8 protein-coding genes are annotated in these 13196 nt (G+C 58.0%); 3 read left to right on the forward strand and 5 right to left on the reverse strand.

Annotated features, from left to right (window positions below; all coding sequences use genetic code 11):
• Positions 1-4 precede the first annotated feature (4 nt).
• Positions 5-136, reverse strand: a complete 132-nt coding sequence (locus IMQ56_RS23120; RefSeq protein WP_262486638.1) for a hypothetical protein — start codon at positions 134-136, stop codon at positions 5-7.
• A gap of 3 nt (positions 137-139) precedes the next feature.
• On the opposite strand from IMQ56_RS23120, the gene sseB reads away from it, so the two are divergent.
• Entirely contained in the window at positions 140-916 is a 777-nt protein-coding gene (sseB, locus tag IMQ56_RS09580) for an enhanced serine sensitivity protein SseB (RefSeq protein ID WP_032649091.1), read from the forward strand.
• A 17-nt stretch (positions 917-933) separates the two neighbouring features.
• Here the strand turns inward: sseB and IMQ56_RS09585 are convergent, their stop codons facing one another.
• The 4 genes from IMQ56_RS09585 to IMQ56_RS09600 all read right to left on the reverse strand — a co-directional run bounded on the left by IMQ56_RS09585 (position 934) and on the right by IMQ56_RS09600 (position 5563).
• Positions 934-1704 (reverse strand): MurR/RpiR family transcriptional regulator, encoded by a 771-nt coding sequence (locus IMQ56_RS09585; protein ID WP_045341400.1) that lies wholly within the window; start codon positions 1702-1704, stop codon positions 934-936.
• Positions 1704-2549: a 3-mercaptopyruvate sulfurtransferase gene (gene sseA, locus IMQ56_RS09590; protein WP_017383536.1), complete on the reverse strand. Its 846-nt coding sequence runs from the start codon at positions 2547-2549 to the stop codon at positions 1704-1706. Before sseA ends, IMQ56_RS09585 begins: the two co-directional genes overlap by 1 nt.
• An 89-nt stretch (positions 2550-2638) precedes the next feature.
• Positions 2639-4006 (reverse strand): 6-phospho-alpha-glucosidase, encoded by a 1368-nt coding sequence (locus IMQ56_RS09595; protein ID WP_032671866.1) that lies wholly within the window; start codon positions 4004-4006, stop codon positions 2639-2641.
• A 12-nt stretch (positions 4007-4018) separates the two neighbouring features.
• Positions 4019-5563 (reverse strand): PTS transporter subunit EIIC, encoded by a 1545-nt coding sequence (locus tag IMQ56_RS09600; RefSeq protein WP_196063796.1) that lies wholly within the window; start codon positions 5561-5563, stop codon positions 4019-4021.
• Positions 5564-5849: 286 nt separating this feature from the next.
• Between IMQ56_RS09600 and IMQ56_RS09605 the strand changes: the two genes are divergently transcribed.
• Positions 5850-10802: an alpha-2-macroglobulin gene (locus IMQ56_RS09605; RefSeq protein WP_108394288.1), complete on the forward strand. Its 4953-nt coding sequence runs from the start codon at positions 5850-5852 to the stop codon at positions 10800-10802.
• 1 nt (position 10803) lies between these two features.
• Positions 10804-13131, forward strand: a complete 2328-nt coding sequence (gene pbpC, locus IMQ56_RS09610) for a peptidoglycan glycosyltransferase PbpC (protein WP_017692922.1) — start codon at positions 10804-10806, stop codon at positions 13129-13131.
• The last annotated feature ends 65 nt before the right edge of the window (positions 13132-13196 follow it).

Genomic DNA, 13196 nt, shown 5'->3' on the forward strand with positions numbered 1-13196 from the left:
TTTTTTACCGGGTAGCGCTACGCTTACGCGCGCCTTCGGAGTCATCATATTGCCCGGCGGCGCTGCGCTTGCACGGGCCTACGGTTTTGTAGGCCGGGTAAGCGAAGCGCCACCCGGCGTTTTTTGAAGTAGCCAAACTATGTCAGATACCAAAAACGAATTAGAAACCCTGCTGGAGCAGGCGGCGACCGAGCCCGCCCACCGTCCGGCCTTTTTCCGCACACTGCTGGAATCCACCGTCTGGGTGCCGGGCACCGCGGCGGAAGGGGAGCAGGTTGTCGAAGACAGCGCGCTGGATCTGCTGCACTGGGAGAAAGACGACGGCACGTCGGTGATCCCGTTCTTTACCTCGCTTGAGGCCTTACAGGAAGCGGTAGAAGACGAACAGGCATTCGTGGTGATGCCGGTGCGCACGTTGTTCGAAATGACCCTGGGGCAGACGCTGTTCCTCAACGCCAAACTGCCGACCGGGAAAGAGTTTACTCCGCGCGAAATCAGCCACCTGATTGGTGACGAGGGCAACCCGCTCAGCACTCAGGAGGTGCTGGAAGGGGGCGAAACGCTGCTGCTGTCTGAAGTGGCCGAGCCGCCCGCGCAGATGATTGACTCCCTGACCACGCTGTTTAAAACCATCAAGCCGGTAAAACGCGCGTTCCTCTGCTCCATCAAAGAGAGCGCTGACGAAAAGCCTGTTCTGCTGATAGGGATTGAGGCCGACGGCGATATAGACGAGATCATCCAGGCGGCGGGAAGCGTAGCAACCGACACCCTGCCGGGCGATGAGCCGATTGATATCTGTCAGGTGAAGAAAGGTGAGAAGGGGATCAGCCACTTTATTACCGAGCACATCACCCCGTTCTACGAGCGTCGCTGGGGCGGCTTCCTGCGCGATCTCAAGACCAACCGCATTATCTGATTACGGCGGGGTGATCTTCACCCCGTTGCTTCCAGCAGCAGTAAATCCATCAGCAGCACCAGATTCGACTCAAACGACGTCACCCCTGCGGCTTCGGCGGCGAAATGTACCGCTTCGTCATAGAGGGCAAAATGCACGTCCGCCATGCCTGCCAGAGTATTGGCCGACGCGCGGGTAAACGCGACGATCGTCATGCCGACGTTTTTGGCGATCCGCGCTTTATCCAGTACCTGCTCCGTTTCGCCGCTGCGCGAAACGGCAATAAACACCTGATAGCGCGCGGCGTTGCTGAGAAAAATATTCCGGCTGTCCCCCGGTCCGGAGATGAACGCCGTTTTTCCCAGCACCTGCAACTTCTTGGTCAGGTATTCGGCAAAAAGATATGAAAACCCGGCGCCGTAGAGAAAGAAGCTCTCTTTCTGGCGCAGCAGGCTGGCAAACTGCTGGCGTTTGTCCTGGGTGACCCACTGGAAGGTCTGCTGATAGTTAGCAATGAACCGGGCAAAAAGCGCGGGCATTTCCGCATGTTGCTCAGGCTGTACGGTGATATGCGGCGTGTCAGAAAGCAGCTGCTTGCAGTGCCAGATAAACTCGCTAAAGCCGCTAAACCCCAGCTTCTGACACAGCCGTATAATCGTCGCGGTAGAGACAAATGTCGCCTGCGCCAGCTCGCGCACCGTGATGTTGCCCACCAGCAATGGATGCTCAGTGAGGTGGGCGAGGACGCGATACTCCGCGCGGGTCAGCGACGATCCGCGCGTTAACAGCGTTGCCAGGCGGTTATCCATTATTTCGCCGGTTCAACCGGCAGATCGTCCCGTGCACCCCATTCACTCCAGGCGCCGTCGTACAGAGTCACGTCATTCGCGCCAAGGGTTGCCAGCGCCAGGATCACCACGCAGGCCGTCACGCCGGAGCCGCAGCTGGCAATAACCGGACGATGCAAATCCACGCCCTGACGTTCAAAAATGGCACGCAATTCATCGGTGGTTTTCAGCTCGCCTTCAAACACCAGATCGCCCCACGGTACGTTCAGCGCCCCCGGGATATGTCCGCGTTTCAGTCCCGGACGCGGCTCGTCCGCTTCTGCGTTGAAACGTGGAGCGGGACGCGCATCGACGATTTGCGCCGTGTTTTCGTGGCTCACGACCAGCACGTCGGTCAGGCGCTTGACCACGTTAGCGTCAAACGTGGCATCAAATTCCCCTTCCGGCAGCGTGACGTCACCCTGCTGAAGCGGTAGTTCGTCGCGCTTCCAGCCTGCAAGTCCGCCCGCCAGAATCGATACCTTTTCCACGCCGAAGTTTTTCAGCATCCACCACGCTCGCGGCGCGGAAAACAGATTACCTTCATCGTAAACAACAAGATGTTTATCTTTGCTGATGCCCAGCTCGCGCATCGCCACGGAAAACGCTTCCGGGCGAGGCAGCATGTGCGGCAGGGGAGAGGTGTGATCGGAGAGGGCTTCGATATCAAAAAATACCGCGCCAGGCAGGTGCCCTGCACGGTATTCAGCGGGAACGTCACGATGCTCCTGGCCCGGAGGGGCCATGCGCGCGTCGATAATCTGAACTTCCGGGTCGTCGCCGTGCTCAATCAGCCAGTCGGCAGCGACAAAATATGAGGTGGACATGGTTGCCTCCATTCTTTTCCGTAAAAAAGGATTGTCGGTGTTTTTTCTGACACCGACAAGCTAACCACGTTCAACTCGCGAGCAAGCCCCTATTTTTTCACCGCTTCACCGTCCTGCCAGGCCTTTTGCAGCGCAGGCCAGTAGTCGCGGTTGGCTTCGATCATCTCATCCAGAATCGCTTTCGCGTGCTCCATGGTCGGCACGGTGCGGTTCAGAGTAAACGCCTGCAACGCTTTCTCGTAGCTGCCTTCGATGGTTGCCTCAACCAGCAGCTGTTCAGAGGCCAGCTGCTGTTGCAGGAGCGTCTGGTGGAACAGCGGCACTTGACCCACGCGGACAGGCTCCGGCCCTTCGGAGGTGATATAGGCAGGCACTTCCACCACCGCATCGTACGGCAGGTTGGTAATCGCCCCGCGGTTTTCCACCATCACCAGATGGCGTTGGCGCAGGTTGAACGCCAGTGAGCAGGCGACATCGACGATAAATTCGCCGTGAACACCTACGTGGAAGGCGTCCGGTAAAATTCCGGTGCGCTGGTACTCTTCGGCGGCGGCAAACAGCTTTTTCTCACGCCCGTTCATCACTTCGTTGGCGCGGGTATAGTCAGGGTTCTGATGCTCCACAATCTGGTTTGGCATCAGGTAGTACTGTAGATACGGGTTCGGCAGGTACTCCGGGAAGTTATCCATAATCGGCTTGATGTTGCGCCAGGTTTTCACCCACGACGGATCCGAGTGCTGCGGGTCGGTTTTCGCGGCATCTTCCGTCAGCAGGCCAAACTTCGCGATATGTTTACGCAGCTCCGGCAGCTTGTCCTCGCCGTCCACCCGCACGCGGGTAAACCAGCCGAAGTGGTTGAGGCCGAAATAGTCCACCTCCAGTTTATGACGATCCACGCCCAGAATGGCACCCATATTGCGCATGGCGGCAACCGGCATATCGCAGATATTCAGCACGCGTGCGTTGGGGCGCAGGCGACGCACGCCCTCGGCGACAATCGCCGCCGGGTTGGAGTAGTTCACGATCCACGCCTTTTCGTGCGCGTAGCGTTCCACCCGATCGATCAGCTCTACCATCGGCAGGATAGTACGCAGGCCATATGCCAGCCCGCCGGGTCCGCAGGTTTCCTGGCCGACCACCCCGTGGCGCAGCGGGATCTTTTCATCCTGCTCGCGCATTTTGTACTGTCCGACGCGCATCTGGGCAAAAACAAAATGCGCGCCGCTGAAGGCCACTTCCGGGTCGCTGGTGACGGTGAATTTGATGCTCTGGCTGTGGTCGCGAATAACCTTCTCCACCACGGGCGCAATGGTGTTCTGGCGCGCCTCGTCAATGTCATACAGGCGGATCTCTGCCAGAGGGAAATCATGCAGACGTACCATCAGGCTTTTCACAATACCTGGCGTGTAGGTGCTACCGCCGCCGGCAATCGACAGAATAAATGGGGATGTAAACATCTTTAGCTCCTTTCAGAGAAACGTCTCAACGGCTTCTCGCATTTTTTTGACATGCAGCCCGTAGACCACCTGAACGTTGTTACCTTGTTTGATAACCCCTTTCGCGCCGGTCGCTTTCAGGCGCGGTTCGTCGATGATGTCGACGTCCTTCACCGTGACGCGTAAGCGGGTGTAGCAGTTATCCACTACCTCTATATTTTCCCGACCGCCCAGACCCACCACGATGGATTCGCCCAGCTCGTCGTTATTGCCCTTCGCCTGGTACTCCTGCTTGCTGTAAAGGCGTGTCTCCTGGTCCTCATCTTCACGCCCCGGCGTTTTCATGTTGAAGCGCAGGATCAGGAAGCGGAATACCACGAAATAAAGGGCGAACATGATCAGCCCGACCACGATGTACATGGGCCAGTTGGACTTCTCCGTGCCGAGCGGCAGGTTGTAGAGGATGAAATCGATAATCCCGTTGGCGCCGATGGCGTGAACGCCAAACAGCGAGAACAGCATCATGCCGATGCCGGTCAGCACCGCATGCACCACGAACAGCAGCGGGGCGACGAACAGGAAGGAGAATTCAATCGGCTCGGTTACGCCGACCAGCAGCGAGGTCAGCGCCGCCGGGATCAGAATCGCTTTCGCAATCGCTTTACGCTCTGGCTTCGCGGTCATGTACATCGCCAGCGCGGCGGCAGGAAGGCCGAACATCTTGCTGATGCCGCGCGCATCCCACACCACGGTACTGCTGAGCTGCTTCACGTCCGGGCAGGCCATCTCGGCGAAGTAGATATTGCGCGCGCCCTGATAGGTTGCGCCACACACCTCCTGCGTACCGCCCAGTTCGGTATACAGGAACGGCGTATAGACCAGATGATGCAGGCCCGTCGGCACCAGAATGCGTTCAAGGAAACCGTAGATCGCCACGCCAAACGGACCGGACCCTTTGATCGCCAGCGCCAGAGCGCTTATTCCATGCTGTGCGTACGGCCAGAGTTCGCTCATGACCACGCCGAGCAGCATAGAGACAGGCAGCATCACAATCGCGACAAAGCAGTGACCGGAGTAAATCGCCATCGCGCCGTTAAACTGGACACCGGAATATTTGTTGTACAGATAACCGGAGAGCGCCCCGGTCAGGATCCCGGCGAAAACGCCCATCTCCAGCACCTGGACGCCCAGCACCATGCTTTGTCCGGCGGCTTTCATCTGTTCCGCAGGGGCCAGTTCTCCCTGAAGCTGTAACGTCACGTTCATCGCGTTAATGAATACGATAAAGGTCACCAGCCCAATCAACGCCGCGTAGCCTTTGTCTCGTGTTGCCAGTCCAATGGGGATCCCGACGGCAAATACCAGCGCCAGGTTGACCAGCACCGACACGGCAGATTTGGCGATCAGCTGGCCGATACTCTGGATCAGCGGGTGGCCGAGAAACGGCAGGTACTCGGCCAGATTGCCGTTACCCAGTACATTCCCGAAGGCGATAAACAGGCCGACGATGGGTAAGATAAGTACAGGTCCGTACAATGATTTTCCGAAATTTTGTAGGGCGTTCACGGCTCGTTTCATGGCTTTCTCTCTTATTGAACCGCGCACTCGGGGTGCGTCATGGTCATAAAACTAGCAGGCCTGATGCGAGCTTATCCAGCTATCTTCTTGTTTTAAAAACAAATGACGCGAAAGGTAACATGTTACGTTATGCGCTGTGATCGCCGTTCCATCACGGTTTGGCTGCGTGATGCCATTCTGCGAGGTGCTTTCCAGATTATAAAATTGGACTTTTTGTATTAACGAAACTTGCGGATAATACTTATCCGGACGATGACCAACAGGCCCCTCAGGCCAGGGACACAGGATGAAACCGTTTCGCTTAGCTGCGATCTCTCTCGCGCTGCTCACCACCTTTACGCTTGTCGGCTGTGATAACAGCGACGACAAACCTCAGGCCGCTGCCCCCGCAGCGTCTACTGCATCAGAACAGAAAACCCCGGCAAAACCGGATCCTGAAAAGCTGGCTAAGCTGGCCGCGCAGAGTCAGGGCAAGGCGTTGACGCTGCTGGATGCCTCTGAAGTGCAACTCGACGGCGCTGCGACGCTGGTTCTGACCTTCTCTGTACCGCTGGATCCCAGCCAGGATTTTGCGAAAACGGTGCATGTGGTGGATAAAAAAAGCGGCAAAGTGGACGGCGCCTGGGAACTGGCCCCCAATCTGAAAGAGCTGCGCCTGCGCCATCTGGAGCCGAATCGTAATCTGGTCGTCACCGTCGAACGTAATTTGCTGGCGCTGAACAAAGCGACATTCGGCATCGACTATGAAAAAGCGATCACCACCCGGGATGTTGAACCGACGGTCGGATTCGCCAGCCGCGGATCGCTGCTGCCGGGTAAGGTGGTGGAAGGATTGCCGGTGATGGCGCTCAACGTCAACAATGTGGATGTGAACTTCTATCGCGTGAAGCCGGAGTCGCTGGCCTCGTTTGTCAGCCAGTGGGAGTACCGTAACTCGCTGACCAACTGGGAATCTGACAACCTGCTGAAGATGGCGGAACTGGTCTACACCGGCCGTTTCGACCTCAACCCGGCGCGCAATACGCGTGAAAAACTGCTCCTGCCGCTCAAAGATATTAAGCCGCTCCAGCAGTCTGGCGTCTATATCGCCGTGATGAATCAGGCTGGTCACTATAACTACAGTAACGCCGCGACGCTCTTTACCTTAAGTGATATTGGGCTGTCCGCTCACCGTTATCATAACCGCCTGGACATCTTCACCCAGAGTCTTGAAAACGGTGCGGCGCAGTCAGGTGTGGCCATTACCCTTCTGAACGATAAAGGGCAGACCCTGGCCGAGGCGAACAGCGACGCCGATGGTCATGCGAAACTGGAAACCGATAAAGAAGCCGCGCTGATCCTGGCCAGTAAAGATGGCCAGACCACGCTTCTCGACCTCAAACTTCCGGCGCTCGATCTGGCGGAGTTTGATATCGCCGGTAACCCGGGTTACAGCAAACAGTTCTTTATGTTTGGCCCGCGCGATCTCTATCGTCCGGGTGAAACGGTGATCCTGAACGGCCTGCTTCGCGACAGCGATGGCAAACCGCTTCCCGATCAGCCGGTAAAACTTGACGTGCTGCGCCCGGACGGACAGGTGGCGCGTACGGTCGTTGTGCAACCTGAGAACGGCCTTTATCGCTTCAACTATCCGCTCGATAGCGGCGCCCAGACCGGCATGTGGCATATTCGCGCGAATACGGGCGATAACCAGCAGCGCATGTGGGATTTCCACGTCGAAGATTTTATGCCTGAGCGTATGGCGCTGAATCTGACCGGGCAAAAAACGCCAGTTTCCCCGCAGGATAATGTCGACTTTAACGTTGTGGGCTATTACCTGTATGGCGCGCCGGCTAACGGCAATTCTCTGCAAGGCCAGCTTTTCCTGCGTCCGCTACGTGACGCGGTGCCTGCGCTGCCTGGCTTCCAGTTCGGTGATATTGCCGAGGAGAACCTGAGCCGCAGCCTGGATGAAGTGCAGCTTACGCTGGACGGACAGGGGCGTGGGCAGGTTACCACCGAAAGCCAGTGGAAAGAGGCGCACTCGCCGCTGCAACTGATTTTGCAGGCCAGCCTGCTGGAATCAGGTGGGCGTCCGGTAACGCGACGCGCCGAGCAGGCTATCTGGCCTGCGGCTGAACTTCCGGGGATCCGCCCACAGTTCGCCAGCAAGGCCGTTTACGACTACCGTACCGATACCACCGTCAATCAGCCGATTGTCGATGAAAACGGCAACGCCAGCTTTGACATCGTCTATGCCGATGCCAGCGGGGCGAAAAAAGCGGTATCCGGTTTGCAGGTGCGTCTGATCCGTGAGCGTCGCGACTACTTCTGGAACTGGTCCGAGAGTGAGGGCTGGCAGTCCCAGTTTGATCAAAAAGATCTGGTTGAGGGCGAGCAGGAGCTAAACCTCAAGGCCGATGAAACCGGTAAAGTCACCTTCCCGGTGGAGTGGGGCTCATACCGTCTGGAAGTGAAAGCCCCTGATGACATGGTCAGCAGCGTGCGCTTCTGGGCGGGGTACAGCTGGCAGGATAACAGCGATGGCACGGGCGCTGCTCGCCCGGATCGTGTGACGCTGAAACTGGACAAGCCATCCTATCAGCCAGGCGATACCATCAACCTGCATATTGCAGCGCCGGCCGCAGGCAAGGGCTATGCAATGATCGAATCCAGCGAAGGACCGCTGTGGTGGAAAGAGATCGACGTGCCAGCAAACGGTCTGGATCTCGCCATTCCGGTGGACAAGGACTGGAAACGTCACGATCTCTACCTCAGCACGCTGGTGGTTCGTCCTGGCGATAAATCCAAATCCGCCACGCCAAAACGGGCGGTTGGCCTGCTGCATCTGCCAATGGGGGACGAAAATCGTCGCCTGGCCATCGCACTGGATAACCCGCAAAAAATGCGTCCGAACCAGACGCTTTCTGTGAAAGTGAAAGCCAGCGTAAAAGAGGGGACTGTGCCACAGAAGGTGAACGTACTGGTCTCGGCTGTCGATAGCGGCGTGCTGAAGATTACCGACTACGTCACGCCGGATCCGTGGGAAGCTTTCTTCGGTCAGAAGCGCTATGGCGCGGACATCTATGATGTTTACGGCCAGGTGATTGAAGGTCAGGGACGTCTGGCCGCACTGCGCTTTGGCGGAGACGGCGATGAACTGAAACGCGGCGGTAAGCCACCGGTGAACCATGTCACCATAATTGCCCAGCAGGCGCAGCCGGTTACGCTTGCTGCCAACGGAGAAGGCACCATCACGCTGCCGATTGGCGATTTCAACGGCGAACTGCGTCTGATGGCGCAGGCCTGGACGGAAGACGATTTCGGCAGCAGCGAAAGCAAAATCATTGTGGCGGCTCCGATTATCACCGAGCTTAACACGCCACGATTCCTCGCCAGTGGCGATACCTCCCGCCTGACGCTGGACCTGACTAACCTGACGGACCAGCCGCAAACGCTGAACATTGCGTTAACCGCAACCGGTAAGTTGTCGCTCGAAGGCGCTCAGCCAGAGCCGGTTAAGCTGCCGCCTGGCGCACGTAGCACCCTGTTTATTCCGGTGCGCGCCCTGGAAGGCTATGGTGATGGTGAAGTGACTGCTCAGGTGACGGGGCTTCAGCTCCCAGGTGAGACGTTTGCGCCGCAGCAGAAAAGCTGGAAAATTGGCGTGCGTCCCGCATTCCCGGCGCAAACGGTGAATACGGGCACGATGCTGAACCCTGGCGAATCCTGGAGTGCACCAGCACAGCATATCAACGGTTTCTCGCCTGCCACGCTACAAGGGCAGCTGTTGCTCAGCGGTAAACCACCTTTAAATCTGGCGCGCTACATTCGTGAACTTCAGGCCTATCCATACGGATGTCTTGAGCAGACCACCAGCGGCCTGTTCCCGTCGCTTTACACCAACGCGGCACAACTTAAGGCACTGGGTATTAAAGGCGATACCGACGATAAACGCCGTGCGGCCATTGATATCGGGATCTCCCGTCTGCTGCAAATGCAGCGTGACGATGGCGGTTTTGCCTTGTGGGATAAAAACGGCCCGGAAGAGTACTGGCTGACCGCCTATGTCACGGACTTCCTGGTGCGGGCAGGGGAGCAGGGTTACAGCGTGCCTGCCGAGGCAGTGAATAACGCCAACAGCCGACTGCTGCGCTATTTACAGGATCCGGGGATGATGTCCATCCGCTACAGCGACGACACCCAGGCCAGCAAATTTGCTGTTCAGGCGTACGCTTCGCTGGTGCTGGCTCGTCAGCAAAAAGCGCCGCTCGGTGCGCTGCGTGAAATCTGGGAGCGCCACGCTCAGGCTGCTTCCGGGCTTCCGTTGATGCAGCTGGGCATGGCACTCAAACTGATGGGGGATGCACCGCGCAGCCAGCAGGCGCTGGATCTGGCTCTCAAAACTCCCCGTAACGACAGCCGAAACTGGATGGCGGATTACGGCAGCCAACTGCGTGATAATGCCCTGATGCTCTCCCTGCTGGAAGAGTACAAGCTGCTGCCGGATGCGCAAAACAGGCTGCTGAACGCGTTATCTGAAGACGCGTTCAGCCAGCGCTGGCTGTCTACCCAGGAGAGCAATGCGCTGTTCATGGCCGGACGTTCACTGCAAACCTTGTCAGGCGCGTGGACGGCAACGACCAGCCTCTCTGAACAGACCCAGAGCAGTGATAAAGCGCAGGTAGAAAACCTGAACGGCGACCAGCTTGATGCCTTGCAGGTGACGAATACCGGCACTACGCCGCTGTGGGTACGACTGGACACGACTGGCTATCCGGAGTACGCGCCTCAGCCATCCTCTAATGTCTTGCAGATTGAACGTCATATCCTGGCGACAGACGGCAGCAGCAAGTCGCTCTCTTCTCTGAAGAGCGGTGAGCTGGTTCTGGTGTGGCTGGAGGTGAAGGCCAGCCAGAACGTGCCGGATGCGCTGGTGGTGGATCTGCTCCCGGCAGGTCTGGAGCTGGAAAACCAGAATCTGGCGAGCAGCAGCGCCAGCTTGCAGGACAGCGGCAGTGAAGTGCAAAACCTGCTGAATCAGATGCAACAGTCTGATATTCAGCACATGGAATTCCGCGACGATCGCTTTGTGGCCGCGGTGCCGGTCAATGAAGGTCAGCCGGTCACGCTGGTTTACCTGGCCCGTGCCGTTACGCCGGGAACCTACCAGGTGCCTGTTCCGATGGTCGAGTCCATGTACGTTCCGCAGTGGCGGGCAACGGGGGCGGCCAGTGGCCCGCTGATCGTTGTTCCGTAAGATGCGGATAGCACGCCTGATTCGCTCCCGCTGGCTGTGGCTGGCGGGAGCGCTTCTCGTTTCAGGGGGGCTGATTGTCGTCGCTGACCGCGTGTGGCCGTTGCCCCTGAAAGAGGTCAACCCAGCGCGAGTGGTGGTGGATGAGCAGGGTGTTCCGCTGTGGCGTTTTGCCGACAGCGAAGGCATCTGGCGCTATCCGGTTACCATTGAAGAGGTTTCCCCACGCTATCTTGAGGCGCTGATCCAGTATGAAGATCGCTGGTTCTGGGATCACCCGGGCGTCAATCCGCTTTCTGTACTGCGTGCCGCCTGGCAGGATCTCACCTCCGGGAGAGTGGTTTCCGGCGGGAGCACGCTTACCATGCAGGTGGCGCGCCTGCTGGATCCGCATCCGCGTACCTTTGGCGGCAAAATCCGTCAGCTGTGGCGGGCGATGCAGCTGGAGTGGCATCTCTCCAAGCGTGAAATCCTGACGCTGTATCTCAACCGTGCCCCGTTTGGCGGCACGTTGCAGGGCGTGGGCGCGGCAAGCTGGACTTACCTTGGCAAACCGCCGTCTCAGCTGAGCTATTCCGACGCGGCGCTGCTGGCAGTGCTGCCGCAGGCACCCAGTCGTCTGCGCCCGGATCGCTGGCCGAAACGTGCCGAAGCGGCGCGGAACAAAGTGCTCGACCGTATGCTGACTCAGGGTGTCTGGTCTGAGAAGCAGGTGAAAGAGTCCCGTGAAGAGCCGGTCTGGCTGGCTCCCCGGCAGATGCCGCAGCTGGCGCCGCTCTTTTCCCGCATGATGCTGAGTAAAAGTCGTGACACAAAAATAGTCACCACGCTGGATGCAGCTTTGCAACGACAGCTTGAAGAGCTGGCAATGAACTGGAAATCACGCCTGCCTGCCCGCAGTTCGCTGGCGATGATCGTCGTCGATCATACATCCATGAAAGTGCGTGGCTGGGTAGGCTCGGTAGATATCAATGATGACAGCCGTTTCAGCCACGTGGATATGGTCAATGCGATCCGATCGCCGGGATCGGTCCTCAAGCCATTCATCTATGGCATGGCGCTGGACGATGGTCTGATCCATCCCGCTTCGTTATTGCAGGATGTGCCAAGAAAAACGGGGGATTATCGTCCCGGCAACTTTGACAGCGGCTTCCATGGGCCGGTCAGTATGAGCGAAGCCCTGGTGCGTTCCCTCAACCTGCCTGCGGTGCAGGTTCTGGAAGCGTACGGCCCAAAACGTTTTGCCGGAATGCTGAGCAACGCGGGATTACCGCTCATTCTGCCTGCGGGGGCACAGCCCAACCTCTCTCTGATCCTGGGGGGCGCAGGCGCACGCCTGGCTGATATCGCTGCCGCCTATAGCGCCTTTGCGCGTCAGGGTAAGGCGGGCCGGCTGCGTTTACAGCCGGGCGATCCGCTGATCGAACGTCCGCTGTTATCGCAGGGGGCGGCGTGGATCATTCGACGCATTCTCGCTAATGAAGCACAGCCCCTGCCGGACAGTGCGCTGCCCCAGGTTGCGCCGCTGGCGTGGAAAACGGGCACCAGCTATGGCTACCGGGATGCCTGGGCCATCGGCCTGAATGCCCGGTATGTCATTGGAATCTGGACCGGACGCCCGGACGGCACGCCCGTTGCCGGGCAGTTTGGTTTCGCCAGCGCGGTACCGCTCCTGAATCAGGTCAATAACATGCTTCAGTCCCGCTCGATGGTGGATGAAGCGCGCCTGCCGCGCGATCCGCGTCCTGCAAGCGTAGGACGGGGCGTGATTTGCTGGCCGGGGGGCCAGTCCCTGCCTGAAGGGAGCGAAAACTGTCGGCGTCGGCTGTCAACCTGGCTGCTGGAAGGCAGTGAACCGCCTACGCTACTGCTGCCGGAACAGGAAGGTATTCGCGGGATCCGTTTCCCGGTCTGGCTGGATAAAGAAGGCAAACGCGTTGCGGCGGATTGTCCTGATGCGACAGAGAAAGTGCTGGATGTCTGGCCGCTACCGCTGGAGCCCTGGCTGCCTGCTGCTGAAAAACGGGCTGCTCGTCTCCCAGCCCGTTCAGCTATTTGCCCTCCGCTGGATAACCATAATGCGGCGCCGATGATGTTGTCAGGCGTCAGAGAAGGGGCGGTAATTAAACGTCTTCCGGGTGAGAAAAATATGACCCTCAACGTTTCAACCAGCGGCGGGGAGGGACAACGATGGTGGTTTTTGAATGGCGAACCGCTGGACGGGCACCAGAAGAATTATTCACTGCAATTATATTTGCCGGGTAAATATCAATTAATTGTATTAGATGAAACAGGACAAACGGCGACAGTGAATTTTGAATTAGATCGCTAAGTATTACCCCTCAAGAGTTAGCTTGATAATTATCAATATTCGTTCCTGAAAAAAAACGAGAATGC

The sequence above is a fragment of the Enterobacter sp. Res13-Sevr-PEC09-46 genome (assembly GCF_015672585.1).
GTDB classification, from domain to species: domain Bacteria; phylum Pseudomonadota; class Gammaproteobacteria; order Enterobacterales; family Enterobacteriaceae; genus Enterobacter; species Enterobacter hormaechei_C.